Origin of the sequence: Wolbachia sp. wLmal (assembly GCF_049435495.1) — a bacterium.
Classification (GTDB): domain Bacteria; phylum Pseudomonadota; class Alphaproteobacteria; order Rickettsiales; family Anaplasmataceae; genus Wolbachia; species Wolbachia pipientis.
In genome coordinates, this window is the sequence record NZ_CP185405.1 from 1,141,772 (window position 1) to 1,165,645 (window position 23,874).

The following is a 23,874-nucleotide window of genomic DNA, read 5'->3' on the forward strand; positions in this document are numbered from 1 at the left end:
ATTAAAATGGCATTAAATCCGCTGGAACAGTTTAAAGTATATACGGTAATAGAGTTACCTAGGTTATTTGGGTATGACGTAAGCTTTACCAATTCATCTTTTTTCACGATGATTTCGGTGATATTGATGATACTCTTTTTGCTTTTTGGAATAAAGAAGGGGTCAGTAATACCAGGATATTTGCAAGCTGCAGTTGAGTATGTATATGATTTTGTTATTTCAATAATAGAAAATAACACTGGAAGCAAAGGCTTGCAGCACATTCCATTGATATTCACAGTATTTATTTTCATTTTATCGTGTAATTTAGTTGGTGTTCTTCCTTATAGTTTCACGGTCACAAGTCATGTGATAGTCACCTTCGCTTTATCGATGGTGGTTTTTATTTATATAACGATTGTTGGATTTAAAGAAAGGGGAGTAGAATTTTTACGCATATTGCTACCAAAAGGAACTCCTTCGTGGCTTGCACCTATAATAATTATTATTAAGTTGTTTGCTTATTTAGTAAGGCCGGTTAGCCTATCAATAAGGCTTGCAGCAAATATGATTGCTGGTCATACAATCATCAAAGTGATAGCAGGGTTTATTGTAAATATGAACATATTTTTCACTCCTGCGCCGTTTTTGTTCATAATTGCATTGATAGGATTTGAAGTATTTGTTGCAATTTTACAAGCTTATATATTTACTATATTAACATGTGTATATTTGTCAGATGCAGTAAAGTAATTGACTTCCTTGTAGAATATTTTACAATTACATTATAAAGAAATAATTAAGGGTAATGTATGGATTTAGTAGCTTTAAAATTTATAGCAATTGGTTTAGCTGTGTTTGGAATGCTCGGTGCTGGTTTAGGTATAGCTAATATCTTCTCTGCTATGTTAAATGGGATTGCGAGAAACCCTGAATCAGAAGGTAAAATGAAAAGTTATGTTTATATTGGTGCTGCCATGGTTGAAATCATGGGATTGCTTGCGTTTGTACTTGCAATGTTATTAATATTTGCTGCTTAACAGATGCCACAGCTTGATGTTTCAACCTTCTTTTCTCAAGTTTTTTGGTTTTTAATTTTTTTCTCTTCACTTTTTTTCGTAGTAAGTTGTTTATTTTTGCCAAAGTTAGATGAAATAATAAGCACTAGAAGTAAAGAAGTATTGGATTCTTTTAATAGTTCTGTTCATCTTTTAAGACTCACGGAAGATCAGGTTGCCAAGTATAATGCCGCTTTAAACCAAGCTAGAATACAGGCAAAAAAAATCATAGATGATGCACTTGCTCAGGTAGAAGAAATGAGAGCTAATGTTAAGAATATATTAGAAGAGGAAGATAAAAAAAAGAGCAAGCTTATTGAAAAAAAAGTGGCAGAATTTAAATCTGAATATACTGATCAGTTAAAACAAATGGCTACTAGTATTGCTTTAATTTATTATACTAAACTGACTAATTCTGAAATTGAAGAGGAATTTATTGCTGACTTGGTGTCCAAAGAATTTTAGGGGTTTTTATGTCTACATCACTGATTATCGGTCTTGCCTTCTTGGTAAGTTTTGTCCTTTCGTATAAATTGCTAAAGAAAGTGATGAAAAATGCGCTTAACAATAAGCGTAACAAAAGCAAATTTTCAAGTGAAGAAACTGAAAAATTCAGGAAAGATATGTTGGAGTATTACAAAAAATCTTCTAAAAAATACAAAGAATTAGATGCAGAAGTTAATAAAATGATGAATGAAGCACTTGATAAAGCTAATAGTATCATTAAGCACAATAGACAGCAGCTAGATCAGACATTAGATGACAATGCCCATTCTAACTTGAAGAAAGTCACTGACCAAGTTGAAAAAGCTCTTGGAGATTTACAGGCTAACACAGCGAATATAGCTGCTGATGCTGTAAAAAAAATAATGCATGAACGTAAAGATGATAAGCGTAGTAGCGAGGTCATATCTTCATTTTCACGTGACTTAAATAAAAAATTGCATTAGGTTCAATGCAACAATTGCCTATACTTCAAGCTGATAATGTAGAAAAAATTAAGTTTGATTCTAGTTTGTGCAAAGAGCCAGAGAAACTTTTTTACTATAAATTTAATATAATTCCTTGGCAAAAATTAAATAATACTACTTTTTTTATGGTTGAAGACACAAGCCGAGATATCAACCGTTGGGTCGAAGCTCATTACGGTATTGACTATGTATTAATAAAAGTGGATAGCGAACAGATTTTAAATCTTCTTAACTCGCACTTTGGTATTTCAGAATTTGCAAGCAACTACTTATATTACAAGAATCCTAATTTTTCAGCCAAAAGCATTAAACTAAGCTCAATATTTTTTGCTTCTTTCTTTGTTGTAACTTCAATTTTAACACTAACAGAGAAATATACATATTTTGCTTTGATGTTGATATTTATAATCGGATGTTCCAGCTATTTATTCAAGTTTATAGCTACAATTTTTAACTTATGTAAAACCTCCAACCAAAAAGTGGATTATAGTAAGCTGAGTGAAGAAGATTTTCCTATATATACTATTTTATTGCCTGCTTTTAAAGAAAGTGCAGTGATAGAGCAATTGGTTGAAAGCATTGAAAGTTTGGATTATCCAAAATCAAAATTAGATGTGAAGCTTCAGGTAGAAAGTGATGACCAAGAAACGCTAGCAGCTATAGAAAAGTACACTTTACCGCAGTATTTTGAAGTAATAAAAGTGCCTTATTCTTTGCCTAGAACAAAAGCCAAGTCATGCAATTATGCTATGAGCTTTGCTAGAGGAAAGTATGCAGTAATATATGATGCGGACGATAAACCAGACCCATTGCAGTTAAAAAAAGCACTAATTGAATTTAATAAGGGCGACGATAAGCTTGCCTGTGTACAAGCAAAATTAAATTACTATAATTGTGATTATAATTTTCTTACACAATCCTTTTCTCTGGGGTATATGAATTGGTTTCAATACTTATTGCCTGGATTCCAAAAAATGAACATGCCAATGCCTTTGGGTGGTAGCAGTAATCATTTTTCAGTAAAAATTCTAAAAAAAGTGTTTTTCTGGGATGCTTACAGTGTTACCGAAGATGCTGACCTCGGTTTGAGACTTGCGCAAATGGGATATAAAACCAGGATGATTGACTCAGAAACATTGGAAGAGTCACCAATTGCTGTATTTGCTTGGATTAAGCAAAGAGCGCGCTGGATCAAAGGCTATATGCAAACTTATATTGTTCATTTAAAAAATATAAAGTCTCTTTATAAACACACTGGATTTAAGGGAATTTTGCTATTGAATCTTTTTGTTGGCTCTGCAGCTTTTCTTGCCTTATGGGAATTTATTCTTTACCCTGAGCGATGGAACAAAACTCAGCATGGTTTATGGAAGCAAAACCTGTAGCTATTTGGCTTTTTCTCTGCTCGGTCATGGTAATTCTCATGGTAGGGATTGGTGGATTTACCAGACTTTCAAAAGCAGGATTGTCAATCACGGAGTGGAAACCAATTACTGGAACATTACCACCACTGAGTGAACAAGACTGGCTACAAGAAAAATTAAAATACGAAGCTACACCTGAATATAAAGCACTTAACTATGGTATTAGTATGGAGGAGTTTCGCGCTATATACTTAATAGAATATGTACACAGATTGGTTGCAAGACTAACAGGTTTAGTTTTTGTCCTGCCATTTATATATTTCATATTAAGAAGAAAAATATCTAAAAAGGTAGTAATAAAGCTATGTGTGGCATTATTATTTGGAGCTTTACAAGCTTTTGCTGGTTGGTATATGGTTAAAAGTGGTTTAGTAACTGAACCTCATGTTAGCCACTATAGGCTTGCACTTCACTTATTATTAGCATTAATTATCTTTGCATTATTGTCATATCAATTTTTTGATTACCAAATATGGATCCCAGTGTTACGTACACAACTATACGAACATTGCAGTATAAGAGTAATTTTCACCAAGAAAGATGTCATCCCAGTGCCCAGACACTGGGATCCAGAAAACTTAACTTTAAATAAGTGGCTGCATAGTAAAAGCTGGATTCCAGTGTCAGCTACTTTCATGACACCATTTGCTGTGCAATTTATTTTCAAAAGTAAGCGTTCGTACAGTTGTGTGTCAGCTACTCGGATGACAGGATTTCAATCTACTAACAGTAGTATATATTACACAATACTTATTCTGATTCTAATTGTAATACAAATAATTTTCGGCGCATTTGTTGCGGGATTAAATGCTGGTTTGATTTACAATACCTTTCCACTAATGGACGGACAAGTCGTTCCAGAAGATTTATTTTTCTTACAGCCTATATGGCTGAATATCTTTGAGAACAGAGCGACAGTGCAATTTATACATCGAGCACTGGCATTGCTAATACTAACTTTGGTAGTAATACTCACAGTAAAAAATGCTAGCGTAAAACCGGTATATATTATGCTGCTCTCCATCATCATTCAGATAATTTTAGGAGTGGTTACTCTTTTGTTACACATACCAATAGCCATTGCCATAGCTCATCAAGTGTTTTCATTTATCTTGTTTGGGTCAAGTTTGTACTTCTTGTGTTATTTAATACCAACTCTCATTGTTGGCCAGTCAAATAGGAGACATTGCAGAGTTGTTTAATTGTGGAGCTGGCAAGAGAAGTAATAAATTTGCACAAAGCACCCTCAAGCAGAGCAATTGTATCGTATATTTTATTGCGCAAAATGTTCTGTTTTATATATAACCAAAGCCTCTCAACAGGATTGAGCTCAGGTGAGTATGGAGGTAGGCATATAATGTCGATATTTTTAGGTACCTTTAAATTTTTTCCAACTAGCACAATCCATAACAAGAAAAGCCTCTCGTGTTTCTAGATATTGCGACATCTGCTCAAGAAATATGTCTATGCAATCAGTGTTGACATTTGAGCTAGAACTCTCTCCATTTCTAGGATTAACCGCACTATAGAGATAGAAATTTTGCCTACCTAATTTTGTTTTAACCTGTGTTCTAATCCCCTTTTTAAACCACCCATGTCCAACCTTTGAATGTGTGCCAAACCGTGATTCATCAAAGAAAAATAGCTTCATTGAGATTTTTTTTTGAATTCCTCTTGTTTGCTTTTATCTTGTCCATTATGAACTGGTCTTGGTGTAATATATGAGAATTTCATCTTTTGCATATAGCGGTGTACTGTAGATTTGCTGATATTTAATCTGAACTTTTCCTGGATTCTTATTCTCATTTCTTTAATGGTAATATTAGGATTTTCTTCTATCCACTCTTCAATTTGCTGTAGTTGAACCTGATTTAATTTAGTTTTTCTACGGCGTTGTGGAGGAGCAAACAGTTTTTCTTCTCTGCCAAATTTTAGGTCATGCAGTAAGTGCCTTTCTTGAAATGCAATATATTTTTGCTACAGCCGTTATACTGTACTTTTTTGCTGCAATTACAGCATTTAGTTTTTTTGAAACATATGCATTATTCCTTACTTTCTTCAGCATTTCTTTTGCTGATTCTACTACTTTTTCATCCAATAATTTTGATCTTAATGCCATTTATACCTCAACTATTTTACTTACTTCATTATCGCTTTTCTTCCATCTTTGTCCATCTGTTTGCCGTGTAATGGGAATTGGTATTACTACCATTATATTCTACCGTTATTTTGTATCGCACTGCATTACATCAAGCTCTATCTAAAATAGTCATTCTCTATCTTAACATAATTTATGGTCAAGCCTACAGTGCTGCCACTCCCATAAAGTAGTTCGTCCAATCTTAAATCTTGCTGCCACTGCTTCTCTGCTTTCTCCTTCGTCTAGCGCCTCCATTGCTTTTTTTCTTAAATCATAACTATATGCTGCTGGCATTCAACCTCCTTATCATTATCTATCCTTATCACATCCGGACTTCTATGAAAAGAGCTATAAATCGTGAAAAAGAACTGCTCATTAAGTGCTGTTTGCTTAATAAATTTACTGACATTGGTATGGCTAAATTCGAAATGGCTACATGAATTTATCGTAAATTATTACCGTATAAGGTACGATGCGACAAAGCCATCCCAGTGTCAGCTACTCGGATGACACCGTCATAAAGGAACCAGTGTTAGCTACTTGGATGACAACCATTGTGCTTGAGGCAAAATTGACTATCACTTCTTTTTATAGAGCTTGCTCCAAACTTTGTTGTTAGTTAATACAAAAAACACTGTTAAAATTATAAAATACGCCACTACTTTTAATCCAAGTTTATGCCGGCGCTCTAATTCTGGCTCTGCTGCCCATTGTAAAAAATTTATCACATCATACGCCATATTTTCAACTGTGGCTTGCCTTGCACCATCATATTCCACCATTCCTTCAGAAAGTGGTGGCGCCATAGCTAATCTGCCTGTTGGAAAATACGAATTAAAATATAAATCATTTTCATCGTGTTCGCCGTTTTGATAGCCTGTTAACAATGAATAGACATAATTTGCACCATCATGCCTTGCTTTAATAATTAATGATAAGTCTGGTGGGACTGCACCATTGTTGCTTGCTGCAGCTGCTTCTTTTGTATCAAAAGGCGCAATAAAATAATCCGAAGGTACTCCAGGTCTGTCAAACATTTCACCCAAATCATTTGGACCATCTTTAACTTGATAAGAAGCTGCTATTTGTTTTACATCTTCTTCAGAAAAACCGACATCTTGCAAATTACGAAATGCTACCCTATTCATTGAATGACAAGCAGCACAGACTTCTTTATACACTTTATAGCCACGCTGAATTGACTCTCTATCGAAAGATCCGACAATTCCATCAAATTTCCAGTCTATTTTCTTATTTGGTGATGATTTAAATTCTTCTGCAGATATAAGACTAGATAGAAATAACATGCAGAAGATTGCAAATACATTAGATCCCATGCATAACCACTGTTTCAGTAAATTTCGAATTGATGTCATGCAAGTAGCTGACACTGGAATCCAGCTTATTTCATCACTGACATTATGGCTATCATGCACTCCTAGAATCTGTTGTCCATTGCATGATTTGTAAGTATTTTTATACCTGGATCCCAGTGTCAAGCACTGGGATGACAACGGAAGATAGTGGAATGACACTGTGTGTTGTATACAACGTTCATACAATTGTGTACATGATGCTGGAATCCATTTATTTTTTTTCTGGATCCCAGTGTCAAGCACTGGGATGACAGAAGAGAGCTCTGGGATGACAGAGAATTTTGTAAGAGATCTGCTTTGAATTGACATCACCTCATCTCCGGCACAGAATCACTTAAGGTTTTTGGTGGTTCTTTTGGCTTTTCATACTTACTAAGCAGTGGTAAAACTATCACAAAGTATGCAAAGTAATAAAGAGTAGATAGCCTACTCATAGTGATGTAAGGCTCTTTTACCTCTTGTCCTCCAAGCCAGGCAAGAAGTACAAAATTTATTGCAAAAACCCAAAAAAATTTCTTAAACACCGGGCGATAAGCACCACTTTTAACTTTTGATTTATCAAGCCAAGGTAACAAAAACCACACTAAAATAGACGCAAACATGGTAAGCACACCAGTAAGTTTATCTGGAATTGAACGTAGCATTGCATAAAAAGGTAAAAAATACCACTCTGGCACTATATGTACCGGAGTGACCATAGAATCAGCTTCTATATAATTGTCTGGATGCCCAAGATAATTGGGAGCATAGAAAACAAATGCGAACAAAACTACAAAAAACAGACCAAAAGTTATGCAATCCTTGACTATATAATAAGGATAGAGAGGGATGGTATCCTTATCTGATTTTACCTCCACTCCACTTGGGTTACCAGAGCCAAACCTATGCAGAGCTATCACATGAAGCATAGCTAAAGCAATAATAACAAAAGGCAGAAGATAATGCAGAGCGAAAAAACGGTTAAGTGTTGGGTTATCCACTGAAAAACCACCCCATAACCATATAACTATTTTATTGCCAATTAAAGGTATAGCAGAAAATAAGTTGGTTATAACTGTTGCACCCCAGAAACTCATTTGTCCCCAAGGCAATACATATCCCATAAAGGCAGTTGCCATCATTGCAAAAAATATAAATATTCCAATAAACCACACCATCTCTCTCGGTCTTTTATAAGATCCGTAATATAATCCACGCATTATATGAACATAGACTACCATAAAGAAGAGCGATGCTCCAACAGCGTGAGTGTAGCGTATTAACCACCCGTAATTCACATCTCGCATTATGCGCTCTACACTATTAAACGCATAATCAACATGCGGAGTGTAGTGCATAGCAAGAAATATACCTGTTATTATTTGTAAAATCAGCGCTATACCAGCCAAAGAGCCAAAGTTCCAAGCATAATTTAAGTTTTTTGGCACTTGGTAAGAAGCAGTGTGTCTTAGAAAAGAAAATATAGGCAATCTATATTCTATCCATCCTAATATGCCTTTTTCTTCTTTTATTGTTTCTCTTTTGTTATCTTCCTGCATAACTTAAACCTTTCTGAACACATGTCCATTGCTACTTTTATCTTATTTTTTTATTGTAGCAACTTATCCTTTACGCACAAATAAAAACTTTAAAGCAATATTAATTACCTCTTCAGCAACCTGTCACGTGCTGCGTTTAATTTTTGTGCAAAATATTCCGAGCCTCCCTTATCTGGGTGAACTAATTTCATTAAATTTTGATATGCTTTATTGATTTCATTTTGACTTGCCTCAGGATTCAGCCCCAGTATCTTTAATGCTTCATCCTTGGACATGTTATCACCAGTGTAATTTTCAGTACAACTTCTACTGCTATTAAATTCGTTCAAAAACTTACTCAATATAGAGTTCATCATGAAACTCATATTATTTTTTTTTGTCAGGAAAAGAAAAAATACAACAACGCTAGGCAAGACAAATGTAATTACTATGAATACTAAAAAAAGAAAAAAGATGAATGACATGTATATTTTTTATCATTTTATGATTAAATAGTAACAATTATAATTGTCATGGTAAATAACATGTTCATCCAGATTGAAGAAACACCAAACCCAAATACGCTAAAATTCCTTCCTGGATTTGAAATTTTAAACGAAGGAGAAACGGCTGATTTTTCAAATGCAAATGAGATAAAAAATTCTAAACTAGCAGCAAATCTTTTTCAAATAGAACATGTGGTAAGAGTGTTTTTTGGTCATGATTTTATTTCAGTAACAAAATTGGGTGGAATTAGTTGGGATACATTAAAAGTAGAAATTTTAACTACAATCATGGATCACTTTACTTCAGGTGGAAAAGCACTAGATAAAGAAGGAGTAAATGATAATAATATACCGGATGAAGAATTTTTCGATGAGAATGATATAGAAATTGTAAATAGAATAAAAGAATTGATGGAAAGTTATATCAAACCTGCAGTTGCTCAAGATGGTGGCGATATCAAATTTCGTGGCTATAAAGATGGAATAGTTTATGTTGAGTTGCAAGGAGCTTGCTCTGGATGCCCAAGTGCTGCAATTACTTTAAAGCAAGGAGTGCAAAATATGCTGAGCTACCACATACCAGAGATTGCAGGTATAGAGACCACACTATGACTAATCAAACGGTTAGAGGAACAAAAGATCTCCTGTTTGATGAATGGTACAAGTTTAAATACATAGAGCAAACAGCAAACAGAATCTCAAGTTTATACGGCTTTTTGCCCGCCCAAACTCCAATATTTGAATACACGGAGGTTTTTACAAAAACCTTAGGTGATAGCTCAGATATCATCACTAAAGAGATGTATAGCTTCAATGATAAAGGGGGAAAGAGCATAACTTTACGTCCTGAGTTCACTGCAGCGATTGTCAGGCTACTCATTAAAAAAAAACTGCAAACACCGATAAAATTATTCTCAACAGGACCTGCATTTCGCTATGAAAGACCGCAAAAGGGAAGACAAAGGCAATTTCATCAGATAAATTTTGAGGTTTTTGGCATAGAAGATCCAAAAGCTGATATTGAATTGATATCACTCGCTCAGCACTTACTAACTGAATTTGGCATCAATAAAAATGTAAAGCTGGAAATCAACTCTTTAGGTGATGGTGAAACAATAACTAAATATAGAGAAGCTTTGATCTTATACTTTACAAAGTATCAAAATGATCTATCAGAAGATAGCAAAAATAGGTTGATCAAAAACCCACTCAGAATACTGGATTCCAAGGACGAGAAAGATAAATCAATAATTTCTGATGCGCCCAAAATCAGCAATTATTATACGAAAGAGTCCTCAGATTTCTTTGAACAAATACTAAATGGATTAACAATTCTTGATATACCTTATACCGTAAACAATAAACTAGTTCGAGGTTTGGATTATTATTGCCACACAGTGTTTGAGTTTGTTACAGAGGATTTAGGTGCACAAGGGGCAGTTTTTGCCGGTGGAAGATACGATAATTTAGTATCTTCAGTAGGTGGAAAACACACTCCAGCAATAGGATTTGCAGGGGGTATTGAGCGCATAATGGAGTTAATCAATTATTCTCCGAAAGGAGAGCGACCTATTTACCTAATTCCAATCGGTAGAGAGGCTGAAAAACATGCTTTAACACTTGCAAATGAATTGCGCAGAAATGGTTTATATGTAATCTATGAATATAGCGGAACGCTCAGAACCCGAATGAAAAAAGCAGATCAAGCAAATGCTAAAGCTGCTTTAATCTTTGGCGATGAAGAATTGAGTAGTAAAACTTTAAAGATTAAAAACATGGATACAGGTGAAGAAAAAATAATTGCTCGCGATAACACAATAGAAAATACCTATTAGGAGCAATGCAAATGTTTTTCTCAGTCAGCTATAGAAGAAAATTCGTCTGCACAAGAATTTCTCATAGTATTCAATGTATCATAATCTGTAAAATCTAATTTTACCGGTGTAATAGTAATAAATCCTTCTTTTATTTTATTTATACTACCACTGCCTGAGTGCTCTCGAGACCAATTTAAGCTAAAAGAGCCATTCGAATTTTCAGTAAAAGTTAAATCCCCATCAATGTTATATTCACCTTGTTCAGCAAATTCTACTCCTTTTACTTTTTCCGTAGCAGGAAAATTTACACTCATCACTATGTTTTTAGGCCAACCAACCTTAACTAGCTTGGCAATAACCTTTGGTGCAAAAACCTTTGTATTGTGCCAGTCTATTTTATCATGATAAACTTGGCTTAGCGCAATAGAAGGTATAGACCTTGCAGCACCTTCCATTACAGCACCAATTGTTCCTGAATAACAAATATCGTCCCCGACATTTGATCCAATATTTACTCCGGACAATATTAAGTCTGGTTTTTTATTCATAACTTTATTTAGCGCAATAATGACACAATCTGCAGGAGTACCAGACACACTAAATTCCCTTTCACTATGTTGTTTTATTCCAATAGATTGTTTCACTGGATAATCAAGAGATCTTGCAGCTCCGCTTCTATCAGTATCTGGTGCCACTATCCATATTTCTGACGCAAAATTCCGTGCAATCTCTTTGAGTAATTTTATTCCTTCACTTCCAAAGCCATCATCGTTTGTTATCAATATTATCATATACAATACTCAGCTATACAGTTCCAAATTATGTAAACCACTGGCTGTAAATAAACTCATGAGGCTTTAAATTTCTTTGCATAACCGTGGACTGTAACAAAGAACCTGCTGTAAATCAATAGATTTCTTGCACAGGCCATAACTGTCATTACAATAGAAACGAAAAAACTTGCTTGACAAACCTCGCCAGCCCTCTTACCATGAAACTGAAGCTATTGTATTTGCTTTCGCCAATCTGCAGATTAAAAGGTAAGGATTACTTAATGTATCGGCGTCTTATGTTCAATTTTTTGCAGTATATAGATACTGTATGTCTTTACAAAACTTCATCTACATCTAGATTTTTATCTAAATAAGCTGAACGCGCTTATAAAGCGTTACAAGACATCAAAAAATGCCAATACTCGACAGAGATAGTAAAAGACTAGCTAACTCGGGGATTCTTTGTCTTTTTTTCTGCTTAGTAAATTTCTTAAACATTTGCAGCGTAGGTTAGTTGCAATTAAAAGCAGCTAAATCTTGCTTGTCAAGCGTTTAAAACATAAAAAACGCCAATATTTTAAAGCGGATAATAACCCCAGGGCTTCTTTTGCCTTTTTTTTATTCGGTAAATTTCTTAATATTTATAGCTAAACAACAACCGTCATCCCGCTGCGTGTTAGCGGCTAAGAGATACCGCGGCGGTATGACGGTTCGCGGTGGCATGACGTAGGACTGCTGTCATTCCAGTCTGGAATCCAAAAAAAAGGATGACACCTCTGGGCGCTGGGATGACAGGAGAAGGAGGCTACTTTCATGACACCATTCTTTTTTCTGGATCCAAGTAGTCAAGCTACTCGGATGACACCCCACTGGTGGCCCACACTACAATGTTCGTACAGTTATGAAATGAATCGCGGTATGACGTGTTGCTTGGGTCAGCTATAGTATTTCTTAAAATTAATAATAAATTTCTTGACTAGCAAGAAGCTGTAAATCTTTTTTTGCGAGACCTAAGCCGCTTTTGATATAGCTAAAGGTTTACTGATGATTTGTCTCATTCCACTACCTGCTGACTTACTTTCTGCTTAGCATATCCATCAAATCAGATTCTTTGAGTTTACTATGGTCAACTTTACTGAACTTATTTACCATAGAGCTCATTTGATTATACTGCTTAATTAGAAGATTAATGTCAGTTACAGTTGTTCCGGACCCCTTAGAAATTCTAAGTCTTCTTTTGCCATTTAAAATATCTGGATTTTGCCTTTCTTTTTCAGTCATTGAGTTTATGATGGCTATATATTTTTTCACTTTATTGTCATCTGGCACACTGCTACTTAGCTTTTTTGTAAATGAACTAGGAATGAATTTCATTATGTTGCTAATGCCATCCATTTTACTCAGAGTTTTTAACATTCCCACTAGGTCGTTTAGGTCGAATTTACCTTTTTTCACTTTCTTTTGTAACTTATCAATTTCTTCCTGACCAACAATCTCAGCAGCTTTTTCAACCAATGAGACAACATCACCCATGCTAAGTATTCTTTTTGCAATTCTATCTGGATAAAAATCATCGAGGTCACTTAATTTTTCACCACAAGCAATAAATTTAATTGGACAATCGGCGATCATTTTCATAGAAAGAGCAGCACCACCACGTGCATCACCATCAACACGGGTAAGAATAATGCCGGTTACACCTATTACCTCATTGAATGATTTGGCAATGTTGACCGCATCCTGGCCTATCATTGCGTCGGCTACTAAAATAACTTCTGCAGGTGAAGCTATTTCCTTTACGGCTTTCAACTCATTCATCATATTATTGTCAATATGAAGCCTGCCTGCAGTGTCTAGTATTAATACATCATAATTATCGTTCTTTGCCGCTGCCAGTGCCCTTTTTGTAATTGTAATGGGCTTCTCATCTATTACTACAGGTAAAGTTTGCATATCTATTTGTTTACCTAGCACTTCAAGTTGTTTCTGGGCAGCAGGCCTATAAATGTCTAAAGAGGCAAGCATCACTTTTTTCTTTTGCTTTTTTAGTTTTAAAGCAAGCTTTCCTGAGGTAGTTGTTTTACCTGCACCTTGTAAGCCCACCATCATAATCACAGCAGGGGGTTTAACTGCTAGATTTAAGTCACTTTTCTCTGATCCGAGAACTGCAACTAAATTATCCTGTACAATTTTAATTATCATTTGTGCTGGAGAAACACTTTTTATGACTTTTTCCCCAATCACTTTATCTTTAATGTCGTTGATGAATTTTTTTGCAACTTCAAGTGAAACGTCAGCTTCAATTAAGGCTATGCGTATTTCACGCATGGCAAGATTAAAATCATCTTCAGAAATGATTGACTTTCCTCTCAGTTTACTAAATACAGAATTTAAACTTTCAGTTAACGATTTAAACATAATAGCATTAGTAGAATACTCATTAAAAAGAGAGAAGAAGCTGAAACAAAACTCACTGAGTTATAACCCAGCACTTCTTTAAGTTTAGTAATATTATTAAAGTATAAACCAGTAAGTGGATTAGTCAAGTTTTGCACTACGCTGGCAAACATTTCTCTAGTTTTAGAGACTAACTGATTGAACAACAAGACAATATAGGATATGAAAGTTCTAAAAATCCAATCAACATCCATTTTAAAATTTACTCTCGGGTAAAATAACTTGCGTAAAGGAATAAACAATAAAGTGGTACATAGTAACAAATTAAATTGCGACAAAATATTTTTTGTGTTGTACACAAAATCGAAAATCGAAGGTTTATTGTAAATAGGTAAGTAAGGATTGCCAGCGATTACGCATATAAATGCTAAAATAATCATAGTCATTTTGCCTCCTCTCTCTGCTAAAGGTTTTGACTTACTTTTTGCAATAAATAAGTAATAAAGAAACTTTAGCCCCACGCTTAAATAAAGCAGCAAATTTAGAAGCTTATATAAATTTTTATACCCTTTTAAGGCAACAGTGTTCATTTCAATTTCAGCTGTGATATATGATTTACTGATAAATCCAACGGTTCCAGGAAATGCAGCCATTGTAAGTATTGCGATTATAGCACACATGCCTTCCACTGACATCAGTTTACCCACTCCATTAAAACTAATTGTTTTTGTTTGTGAAATAATCGAATTACTGACCACAAACAATAATGATTGATAAACAAGAGAGAAGATTATATGCAGTATCAAAATTGGTATTGCTTTTTCCGAAGGACTGAGCAAACTTCCTGCAATAATCAGCAAGCCCATTTGTCCTACAACGTTATAGCATAAAAATCTGCGAATATTTTGCTCAAGAGAAGCAAATATAATGCTGTAAATTGCAGTGATGGCGCCTACAAGCGCTAATATTTCAGTACAATCTTGCCATAGGTTATAAGTGTGTAAAAGCATCACTAAAAAAGAGACTTTAGTGGTAAATAAAGAGAGATATGTGGTGCCATGTAGCGATGCAGCAGGATATGCATCAACAACCCAAAATGAAAAAGGAAAACAAGCGCAGTTTATCAATAAACCCAAAATTATCAGGTTAGTGCTTTGAAGTGCCAATCCTGCTATTAATATAACTCCAACGAAAAAGTGTACACAAGCGTACCTTATTGCAGGTCCACTATCTCTACAGCTAGCTGCGATAATAAAAAATGCACTGATGGTCATTAATTCACAGAATATTATAACCAATATCATATGTTCAGATAAAACTGCATAAAGTGAACTAATAGTGTAAGCAGCAAAAGATAGCATCTCTGAAAAAGTCAAATTTTGTGCTGGTAGAACAGCTAAAAATGCAACTGATAAAAAAGATATTAGTATGGTACGAAAAGATAAATCAAAATCTAGAATTGGGAGAGACCAATTTACTGCAATGCTCAAATTTTCAGGTAATTTTAGGACTATAACTATTAATACAGTCAGTAGAAGTAACAGTGACGATTTATAAAGTTGCACAATAATTAAAACCAATATGGTTTATGCTATCTCAATATATGAATAAAATCAATTTGCATATTAACCACTAATTAAACTAATTATCATATAATTATATCAGAGTTTAGAGGGTTATAGAGAAACCGGCCAGATTAGATTTTTAATCTAATCTGACCGATAGCTTTAACAGTGAGGTAAGCATTAATATAGCACTCCTAATTCATAACGCTACACTCGTGCATAATTTATTTTTAATTTGTGCACGAGCGTTAGTAAATTATTTACTTTTTGAAATAAAATTTGGCATCACTTTAATATTGAGACTCAGTAAACCTCAGTAGGTCTGCCAGTTGGGCCCATAAGAATTATTTGCTCGCCTTCTCTTAAGTGTCTGCATAAATTAGTGGAGCCGCCGATTTCCAGCACAATAGTGGAAATAATTCCTTTTTTTTTGTCTACTTCAGTGCCAGTCACAGCTATACCTTCCATAGCAAGGTTAGTTTTTCTGCTATTGGTTTCAAAATTTTGCAACCTAAAAAATTGTCCAGGTTTAAAATTCTTTGCCGCAAGAGGTGCTTTAATCACTATTTCTATCACTTTATCTGTTAAATATTGAACTTTTATGACTTTTGCAGTGAATTGCTCTTTGATTCTATTAAATAATTCTTTATTAGCCAGGTCTTCAACACTTGACCACGCATTTTTTTTCTGGCCCACAACATCACACACTGGAATGACAGAAACGAAGCTATTAACTCCACTCAAAAGCTGAGAAATAATAGGGTAGCCGTTCTTAGCACTTGCCATAGCTTTCACGACGCTGCCGCTATACGAAGGATGAAGGTCACCAAAAAAGCTAATTGTTTTATTGCCTTGCTTGTATACTAATATTCTGTCTTTATTTTGCATTTTAGGAGAAAATATTGGGTCTATTTCTTTTCCCAATGAATTCAATTGAGTAAAATACCCATTACTTAATTTAAAATGCTTTTCATCTTCTGTTGCAATAACCGTATTTGGCTCAGTACCTGCTGCTATAAAAATAGAACGTGCTTTTATACGTTTGATTTCGCCGGATTTTGTGTCTATCAGTTTTATTGATTCAGCATGGTTATATTTATCCGTCACAACTTCAACTGGCTCTAAGTTTTCAATAAAGTAAATTCCTTCTGACAGTGCATTTTGCACCTCTTCGCTATTTAATCGATAACTCGGTGAATCTTTTAGCTCTTTTCTATATATAACTTTCACTCCCCCGAGGCTCTGCATCAACTCTAATATTTTTATTTCTCTATTCTCTTTTTTTGCTAACTCTTGCTCTGCTTGGATCAACTTTGCGTGCGATATGAGCTCATTTGCAATTTTGTGTTCTTCTTCTGTCCAATCTTTTTCAACACAGTCCTTTCCATACTTATCAACTAATATCTCATAACGAAGAAGAAATTTTTCTACTTGAATTGGATAATACGCTAAAGCTTCAGTGGCAGTGTCAATCGCAGTAAGCCCCGCACCTATGACAACTATCGGCATACGAACTTGCAGATTTGCTATAGAATCAAATTTAAGAGCACCAGTCAGTTGTAACGACATAAGAAAGTCAGATGCCATACGTACTCCACGAGCTAGTATATTCTTTATTTTGATCATTCGTGGCTTGCCAGAGCCAAGTGCTAGGGCGATGTGATCAAAACCCGAGTTGAACGCGTCATCAACATTAATCGTGCCACCAAAACGAATGCCTCCATAAAGTGCAAAATGCTCACGTCTTTCCAGCAGTAATCTAATAATCTTTAAGTAATTCTTATCCCACCGAGAAGTAATACCATATTCTGCCACCCCACCAAACCCTCCTGCCGTGCGTTCACTCAATTTTTCGTGTTTGAAATCTTTAATTAGCTGGAAATTATCGATCAAAGGTTCAATCTTTAGTCCATCAATGGTGATAACGTTATGCCCATCATTCAACAAATGATGAGCTAAATTAAAACCAGCAGGACCAAGGCCTACAACTAGAACGTTTTTTCCAGTGTTTCCTCTTGGCAATGGACGCTGAAAATTTAAAGGATTCCAACGGCTAAGCAGAGAATATATTTCAAATCCGTACGGTAAACTGAGCACATCATCCAGAATCCTTGTTTCAATTGCTGGCACATTTACGGGTTCTTGTTTTTGATATATGCACGAATTCATGCAGTCATTGCATATTTTGTGTCCAGTAGCCGCGCATAATGGGTTATCTATCATCACAATTGCAAGACTTGCTATGCTGTACCCTTCGCTTTTCACCAGATTCATTTCTGATATTTTCTGCTCTAGTGGGCAGCCGTGCAGTTCAACTCTAAGTGGAGACTTTTTGAAAGTATTGTCGTTATTAATTAGCCCCTTTGAGCAGCTGTCCTTACTTTGCTTATGACAAAATATGCAGTAGTGAGCATTATCTAGTGCTTTATTCAAACTCACCTTTTTGCTTGTTAGATCAAAACCGTATCGTCTTTTTACTTCATTTGAATACAGCACTTCAACTTTGTCCACTTCTTTTTTAGAAAATGGTATGAGGTTTTCGTGGTTGATTTTTTTATGAATACTGAATAATATACTCTGTTTATTTTTTACTCTCCACACTGCATATTGTGCTGCAAGTTCTATTTCTTCTTTGTGATTTTCTTTATCTTCAAACCAATGCATCACCTGCTCAGCAAAATTTTTTTCTGTTGTTGGCAAAGTGAGAAAATGACTTAGTTTGTCAGTAATATCTATATTCGCCACATTAGTGTATTTCTTCAATGCATAGCGTTGGACAAATAATCTTTTGCACTTATATATTACAGCAAAGTCATTGTGCTTTTTCTTTAGCTCCTCTATTTCTTTTTCAACATTGAAAAGTTTTGCAATAAATTCATCAAGTAAATATGAGAGGTCTACTATTAACTGACTATCTGTCATCCAAGTAGCTGACCGTCCTTCTTGTTTTCTAGATCCCAGTGTCAAGCACTGGGATGATGGGAGGTGACACTGGGATGACATCGAAGAAGAAGCTGCTTTTTCTCTTGCTTCAATTAATGAACAAAACAAGCTCTCATCACATGATTTGATATAATTCAAAAATGTCTCATCTAATTTTATTAATCCATTGCGAGTATATAGATTAGAAAATGAGATGTTGAAATTCAGCTTCATTGCTATACTATACAGTGTACATGCTGTTTCTTACAGATGAAGATTTTATTTATTTTGCAATACTGCTGAGATTGTTGCTTCTGCAACTTTTTCTTCGCTAACAGATGCAATACACCTAAATTTGTGTACACCTAAACACACACTTTGAATGTTAGCTTGAAGAATCAATGTGTCCCCTGGAGTAACTAGCTTTCTGAATTTTGCATTTTCAATGGATCTCAAGTAAACAACTTTATTTTCTATTGTTTCTTTACCTAGAACACATATAGCAGATGCCTGAGCTAGAGATTCAATTATCAAGACTCCTGGCATTATTGGATGACCAGGGAAGTGGCCAATAAAAAATGGCTCATTGAAAGTCACATTTTTGATTGCTTTTATACTTTTACCAGGATCACACTCTATAACTCTATCTACTAAGAGAAACGGATAAGAATGTGGTAATATTTTTATAATATCACTGATATTAAATTGCATAAGCCTACTCAATGCCTTTCAAAGCAAATTCAGGTATTTTCTTGTTTATATTGTTTAATACCACATCTGATAAATCAACTTCATCCATGGAGTATAAAACTTGGTTCTTTTTTGAAATAAATAGTACCAAATCTATGTTGTTTTTTTCTGCCGTTTTTTTAGCGACTTCTTTTATCTTGTTAAAAACACTCTCTACTGCGTCTCTATAGCTTTCTTCTAAATGTAACATTTTTTTAGCGTAATCATCTCTAGTATTTACAGTGTGCTTATTAAACTGTTCTGTCTTTTCTTTTTTTGCTTCTTCTGACAAAAGTTCAAATTCTTCTTTTGATGGCTTAAGTTTTTCTAACTCACTTTCAAATTCTTGTTGTAATCTAGAATTCTGCTCCTTTATTTGTTGTTGTATATTTTGCAGAGCAAGAGATTCATTGATGACTTTGTCACTATCGATAATTGCAGCTTTTGTGTTCTGAGGTTGATATCCTACAAACTTATACCCCACAAATAAGGAAATAATTAAGGCAATAACTGATATAAATAACTGTATATATTTCATTCAAATCCCCGCTTCAATAGAAAATTTAACATTTGGTGATGGTATTATATCATAAGATTCCTTTACTAAAGGAAACCCGAAATCCAATCTAAGTCTACCAAAAGGAGAAAGCATTGAAAAGCCAAAACCTGGTGACACTCTCACAAGCTTGCTATCGTAGTATTTCCCTTCATACTTCTTATTTTTATCATCTAAGCCAAAAAGTGTTGCATAGTCAACAAATAGTGAGCCTTTGATACCAGCATAGTCATATAGTTTTGGTAGAGGAAAATCCACTTGCTGTGCTAGATTAAAATAAGTTTTGCCTCCTAATGAGCTTTTATTTTTGTCTTCTGCTCTTGGTCCAATACCGGAAAGGTCAAACCCTCTAATCTCATTACCCCCTTTAAAAAAGTGCTGGCCAATGTTTAGATTTTCATCAGTATAAGAAAAAATATGACCTGCCGCCATCTTAAAGCGTAGCGTTATATCATCGTCAATTTTGCTTAATATAGGGTGCGTATAAAAAGATAAGAATTCAGATTTTAGGAAATTCACGTTTCCTCCCAATCCTGAAATATCCTGACTTAAGCGCAGTAAATACCCTTCTTTTGGAGCATATAGATTATCCAGTTTATTATATGCCAACGTGTATCCCACTGATGAAATCTGATGTTTACCTTTTCGGTCCAGTATTATTTCAGAGATATCGGTGTCTTGTCCACCCTTATTATCCATGTGTATATGATTATACTTATAAGAATAGCGAAGGGAATTAGTTAAGTTCTCTGTGACTTTATATGATAACTTTGTAAAAAATCCCATATCGAAACTATCAAAAGTAGTGTTTGGTTTATCTTGTTTTTCATAAAATACACCCATGCCTAGTGACGTATCAGAATCGTTAAAATCATTTTCAACAAACTCTAAATCAGTAGAAAATACGTATTGACTTTTTTCAAGAGCAAAAGAGAGCTCTTTTCCAGTACCAAATAAATTACGGTCTTTGAGGTCAATTTTAATCAATGCTCCACCAGGAAGAGACACACCTCCTCCCAAATACAACGAAGTAGTGTTTTTTTCTTTAACACTTAAGTCAAGATTTACTGCATTATCATTAACTGCATAACTATTTACTTTCACTGTTTCAAAAAAATCACTACTCATTAGTTTTTTACGTGACTTTTGAATCTCAGATATATTGTACGCATCACCTTCTGCTACACTTAGCTTACTTCTGATCACTTTATCTAAAGTGCGATCGTTACCATCAATTGTAATTTGATTTATATAAACCTTTTTACCCGGCAGCACTCTGTAGGTTACATCTACAACATTGTCACGTTGTGCATACTCTGGATTAACTTTTGCAAATATATATCCTTTCTCATTTAAATATTTGTTTATTTTTTCTACTGTATTATTAATTTTAACTCTATTAAATATCTTATCGTTTTCCTCTGTTATAAAATCCAATATTTCTTCTTTTAGGCTCAAATCCTGAATTTCAGTTTCAATATTAACCTCATTATTTCCAAATAAATACTGCTGTCCTTCGTCAATCAAAAAAGTTAACTCTGTTTGATTGTTATTATCAACCTCAACAATTGGTTGAATATTATTTTGAATATATCCTTTAGATGAATAAAAATGATCGAGCAATTCTGTGTTAATCAATAGATATTGCGGTGAATAATGATTTCCGCCTTTAAAAATAGCTCTAAATAACTTACTAAATATGTCATTACTATGTCTTTTGATAACTTGCTCTAGCTCATTTTCAGAAAAGTTTTTATTGCCTATAAATCTTATATCCTTAATTTTAGAGGTTTTGCCTTCTTTTATTTTAAAAATTAGATTGACCCTATTGCCATCAAGCTTATTCAGTTCATATTCAATTTTAACACCAATCTTACCGTTATTTCTATAAGTAGTGACTAAATTCACTAAATCGTTTTGCAATTTTGTTTCAGTTAAAATAGTTAGCGACTTTGATTGAATCACATTACTTGGCAGCTCTTTGCTGTTAAATAACTTATTGCCTTTTAACACTACCTTGTTAATCAGTGGATTTTCTTGAATTTTTATTACTAAATTTTTTTTATCATCTATGTAAGCATTAACACTAGCAAATAACTTTGTTTTATATAGATCTTTTATAATTGAGTCTATATCATCGTCGTTTATACAATCACCAGATTTTAGTTTTATATAGAACCCTATTGTCTGGTTGCTTACCCTCTCATTACCAATACATTTGACATCTTTCACCTGCACTTTTTCCGCAGTTCCTAAAGCAACAAGCAGGGCAGGAAAAGAAATAAAAACCACTACCAGTATATAAAATAGCTTTTTCATATTTTATTTCAAAAAAGATCCCTAATATCATTTGACATTCCAGTTGCCATAAGCAAAAACAACACTAAAGCACCAAAAATAGCTGCATATTTTTGACATTTCAAGCTTAAATCCCTACGTATAACCGCTTTTATGATATAATGAAATAAATGCCCACCATCTAGCAGTGGTATTGGCAGCAAGTTAATTGCAGCTAAATTAGCTGAAATAATTGCCATGAAATACACAACCATAACGAACCCCTTTTTAGCTGATTGCCCTGAATACTTTGCGATTTTTATTGGCCCACCTATTTCATTGATACTCCTTTTACCAACAATAATGTGAAAGAGAGCTTTGATCGTTAAGCACATAGTGTGGTAAGTTTCACTTACTGATAAGCTCACAGCCCCAAGAAAAGACGACTGCTTTAATGTATTGACTGAAATAATCCCTATAGTTTCTCTTTCTATTGTGTTGCCAAAAACGTCTTTGTCCTTGATTATTAATGGAGTTAAACTGGTCCTGTGCTTCTCATTATCTCTGCTATACTCAATCTCCATTCTTATTTTAGGATTCGACATTATCACACGTGAAACATCTTCAAAGTATTTTATTTTATGCTCATTGATTTGTGTAATAGTGTCACCTGGCAACAAACCAGCTTGCTTAGCTGCACTACCTTCGATTACATTTTCAATCACCGGTGGAGTGCGATAATAACCTGCTATGCTAAAAAATATTGTAAAAGCTATAACAGCAAATACCATGTTTGCAAAAGGCCCTGCAAAAACTACTGCTGCTTTTTTATGACGCGGTTTTGTATGAAATGAATACAATTTTTCTTCTTCCGTTAATTCTTGTTGATCAGCTGGGACACTCGCTGCATTAGTATCTCCTAGCATTTTAACATAACCACCCAATGGAACAACGCTTAATTTCCATCTAGTTCCAGACTTATCGTTAAAACCAAAAATTTCAGGACCAAAACCTATGGAAAAAGATTCAACTTTAACTTTGCATGCTTTGGCAACAACATAATGCCCATATTCATGCACGAATACTATGACAGAAATTATTAAAGAAAATGATAAAAAATAATATATTCCATCGCTAAATTGATGGATAAGATTAGAAATTAATTCCACCTGTATATTTAGATCTTAACAAAATGTTAAGTATATTAAAATGCGCCTCGCTTGACAAGTATTTAGTTTAACTTTTAAATTTAAAAAAGTTTAATTGTAATGACAGATACCTCACTACTCAGAAGAAAATTAATATATAGAAGCTGGCATAGGGGTTGCAAAGAAACCGATATACTTTTAGGGCATTTCGCATTGAAATATCTTGATAAATTTTCCTTAAGCGAACTAATCGAATACGAAAAAATAGTTGATCTTGATGATTACGAATTATATTGTTACATAACTCGTAAGACAAACCTCCCTCCTGGCTTGAATAGTCAGATAGTCAATTTAATTGCTTGCTTTATTGAAGCTAATCCTTTATGCACTCAAGATTAGTGATAATCTTATTTACCTTATCTAGTACCTCAGTATATTCTATTCTTTTCTCGTTTCTATACTTTTCGCGCTCTTGATTTACTTCATCTAATCGCTTTGTTAATTCTAAAATTTTATCCTCAAGAATTAGTGCTGCAAGTAAGAAATTTAATGCATCCGAACCCTTACCTCCAGTTTTTTGAGATACAGAACTAACTAACTTGTCAAAACTATTAGCAAGGCGTAATAAATGATTCCCCTTCCCACTTTCGCAAGATATTTTATATGTGTTATTACGTATAACTATTTCTACTACTTGCATATGGTGCTAAAAATTTCTA

21 protein-coding genes and 3 pseudogenes are annotated in these 23,874 nt (G+C 34.3%); 10 read left to right on the top strand and 14 right to left on the bottom strand.

All coding sequences use genetic code 11. From position 1 onward, the window contains the following. Positions 1-6 precede the first annotated feature (6 nt). Genes ACEL90_RS05810 through ACEL90_RS05835 form a run of 6 tightly spaced genes read left to right on the top strand, consistent with a single transcriptional unit; the run spans position 7 to position 4,634 of the window. Positions 7-732, top strand: a complete 726-nt coding sequence (locus ACEL90_RS05810; RefSeq protein WP_423348906.1) for a F0F1 ATP synthase subunit A — start codon at positions 7-9, stop codon at positions 730-732. 59 nt (positions 733-791) lie between these two features. Continuing rightward, positions 792-1,019: a F0F1 ATP synthase subunit C gene (locus tag ACEL90_RS05815; protein WP_006014985.1), complete on the top strand. Its 228-nt coding sequence runs from the start codon at positions 792-794 to the stop codon at positions 1,017-1,019. A 3-nt stretch (positions 1,020-1,022) separates the two neighbouring features. Beyond that, a complete protein-coding gene (locus tag ACEL90_RS05820) occupies positions 1,023-1,502 on the top strand; it encodes a hypothetical protein (protein WP_065094794.1) in 480 nt (159 codons plus the stop codon). A gap of 8 nt (positions 1,503-1,510) precedes the next feature. Continuing rightward, complete coding sequence (locus ACEL90_RS05825; RefSeq protein ID WP_423348907.1) at positions 1,511-1,987, top strand: hypothetical protein; 477 nt, start codon at positions 1,511-1,513, stop codon at positions 1,985-1,987. Between the two features lie 14 nt (positions 1,988-2,001). Further along, entirely contained in the window at positions 2,002-3,393 is a 1,392-nt protein-coding gene (locus tag ACEL90_RS05830) for a glycosyltransferase family 2 protein (protein WP_423349305.1), read from the top strand. Beyond that, complete coding sequence (locus ACEL90_RS05835; RefSeq protein WP_423348908.1) at positions 3,351-4,634, top strand: COX15/CtaA family protein; 1,284 nt, start codon at positions 3,351-3,353, stop codon at positions 4,632-4,634. The genes ACEL90_RS05830 and ACEL90_RS05835 overlap by 43 nt, the downstream gene beginning before the upstream one ends. On the opposite strand, the pseudogene ACEL90_RS05840 reads toward ACEL90_RS05835, so the two are convergent. Together ACEL90_RS05840 and ACEL90_RS05845 are read right to left on the bottom strand one after the other, a co-directional pair. Further along, positions 4,591-5,551: pseudogene (locus ACEL90_RS05840) on the bottom strand (IS630 family transposase). The gene ACEL90_RS05835 and the pseudogene ACEL90_RS05840 sit on opposite strands and share 44 nt — an antisense overlap. 192 nt (positions 5,552-5,743) lie before the next feature. After that, positions 5,744-5,866: pseudogene (locus ACEL90_RS05845) on the bottom strand (IS630 transposase-related protein); the annotation flags it as partial. Positions 5,867-5,913: 47 nt separating this feature from the next. Between ACEL90_RS05845 and ACEL90_RS05850 the strand changes: the two are divergent. After that, a pseudogene (locus ACEL90_RS05850) lies at positions 5,914-6,012 on the top strand (IS5 family transposase); the annotation flags it as partial. A gap of 138 nt (positions 6,013-6,150) precedes the next feature. Here ACEL90_RS05850 and ACEL90_RS05855 read toward each other — a convergent pair. The 3 genes from ACEL90_RS05855 to ACEL90_RS05865 form a co-directional block, all read right to left on the bottom strand. Then, positions 6,151-6,909, bottom strand: coding sequence for a cytochrome c1 (locus tag ACEL90_RS05855; protein WP_010963022.1), 759 nt, complete (start codon positions 6,907-6,909; stop codon positions 6,151-6,153). Positions 6,910-7,256: 347 nt separating this feature from the next. Then, positions 7,257-8,486, bottom strand: coding sequence for a cytochrome b (locus ACEL90_RS05860; RefSeq protein WP_423348909.1), 1,230 nt, complete (start codon positions 8,484-8,486; stop codon positions 7,257-7,259). Positions 8,487-8,590: 104 nt separating this feature from the next. Further along, a complete protein-coding gene (locus ACEL90_RS05865) occupies positions 8,591-8,851 on the bottom strand; it encodes a J domain-containing protein (protein ID WP_423348910.1) in 261 nt (86 codons plus the stop codon). A gap of 159 nt (positions 8,852-9,010) precedes the next feature. Here ACEL90_RS05865 and ACEL90_RS05870 point away from each other — a divergent pair, with 159 nt between their 5' ends. Further along, positions 9,011-9,583 carry a NifU family protein gene (locus ACEL90_RS05870; protein WP_423349306.1) on the top strand — a complete coding sequence of 191 codons (573 nt, stop codon included), beginning with the start codon at positions 9,011-9,013 and terminating at the stop codon, positions 9,581-9,583. Continuing rightward, complete coding sequence (hisS, locus tag ACEL90_RS05875) at positions 9,580-10,806, top strand: histidine--tRNA ligase (RefSeq protein ID WP_423348911.1); 1,227 nt, start codon at positions 9,580-9,582, stop codon at positions 10,804-10,806. The genes ACEL90_RS05870 and hisS overlap by 4 nt, the downstream gene beginning before the upstream one ends. A gap of 20 nt (positions 10,807-10,826) precedes the next feature. On the opposite strand, the gene surE is transcribed toward hisS, so the two are convergent. The 8 genes from surE to rseP all read right to left on the bottom strand — a co-directional run bounded on the left by surE (position 10,827) and on the right by rseP (position 23,176). Then, positions 10,827-11,579: a 5'/3'-nucleotidase SurE gene (gene surE, locus ACEL90_RS05880; RefSeq protein WP_264723958.1), complete on the bottom strand. Its 753-nt coding sequence runs from the start codon at positions 11,577-11,579 to the stop codon at positions 10,827-10,829. Between the two features lie 1,056 nt (positions 11,580-12,635). Beyond that, positions 12,636-13,979, bottom strand: a complete 1,344-nt coding sequence (gene ffh, locus ACEL90_RS05885; RefSeq protein WP_423348912.1) for a signal recognition particle protein — start codon at positions 13,977-13,979, stop codon at positions 12,636-12,638. After that, a complete protein-coding gene (locus tag ACEL90_RS05890) occupies positions 13,964-15,523 on the bottom strand; it encodes a proton-conducting transporter membrane subunit (RefSeq protein ID WP_174515851.1) in 1,560 nt (519 codons plus the stop codon). Before ACEL90_RS05890 ends, ffh begins: the two co-directional genes overlap by 16 nt. 303 nt (positions 15,524-15,826) lie before the next feature. Next, positions 15,827-18,679: an FAD-dependent oxidoreductase gene (locus tag ACEL90_RS05895; RefSeq protein WP_423348913.1), complete on the bottom strand. Its 2,853-nt coding sequence runs from the start codon at positions 18,677-18,679 to the stop codon at positions 15,827-15,829. Between the two features lie 45 nt (positions 18,680-18,724). Then, positions 18,725-19,156, bottom strand: coding sequence for a 3-hydroxyacyl-ACP dehydratase FabZ (gene fabZ / locus ACEL90_RS05900; RefSeq protein WP_065094742.1), 432 nt, complete (start codon positions 19,154-19,156; stop codon positions 18,725-18,727). Positions 19,157-19,160: 4 nt separating this feature from the next. Continuing rightward, positions 19,161-19,712 (bottom strand): OmpH family outer membrane protein, encoded by a 552-nt coding sequence (locus ACEL90_RS05905; RefSeq protein ID WP_423348914.1) that lies wholly within the window; start codon positions 19,710-19,712, stop codon positions 19,161-19,163. Beyond that, the gene (bamA, locus tag ACEL90_RS05910) at positions 19,713-22,049 is read right to left on the bottom strand and encodes an outer membrane protein assembly factor BamA (protein WP_423348915.1); all 2,337 of its coding nucleotides are present in this window, start codon (positions 22,047-22,049) and stop codon (positions 19,713-19,715) included. A gap of 8 nt (positions 22,050-22,057) precedes the next feature. After that, on the bottom strand, positions 22,058-23,176 hold the full coding sequence (gene rseP, locus ACEL90_RS05915; RefSeq protein ID WP_423348916.1) for an RIP metalloprotease RseP: 1,119 nt from the start codon (positions 23,174-23,176) through the stop codon (positions 22,058-22,060). A gap of 99 nt (positions 23,177-23,275) precedes the next feature. Here rseP and ACEL90_RS05920 point away from each other — a divergent pair, with 99 nt between their 5' ends. Then, positions 23,276-23,554, top strand: coding sequence for a succinate dehydrogenase assembly factor 2 (locus tag ACEL90_RS05920; RefSeq protein WP_006279484.1), 279 nt, complete (start codon positions 23,276-23,278; stop codon positions 23,552-23,554). On the opposite strand, the gene ACEL90_RS05925 is transcribed toward ACEL90_RS05920, so the two are convergent. Further along, positions 23,529-23,855 carry a cell division protein ZapA gene (locus tag ACEL90_RS05925; RefSeq protein WP_010082086.1) on the bottom strand — a complete coding sequence of 109 codons (327 nt, stop codon included), beginning with the start codon at positions 23,853-23,855 and terminating at the stop codon, positions 23,529-23,531. The two genes, ACEL90_RS05920 and ACEL90_RS05925, sit on opposite strands and share 26 nt — an antisense overlap. Between the last annotated feature and the right edge of the window lie 19 nt (positions 23,856-23,874).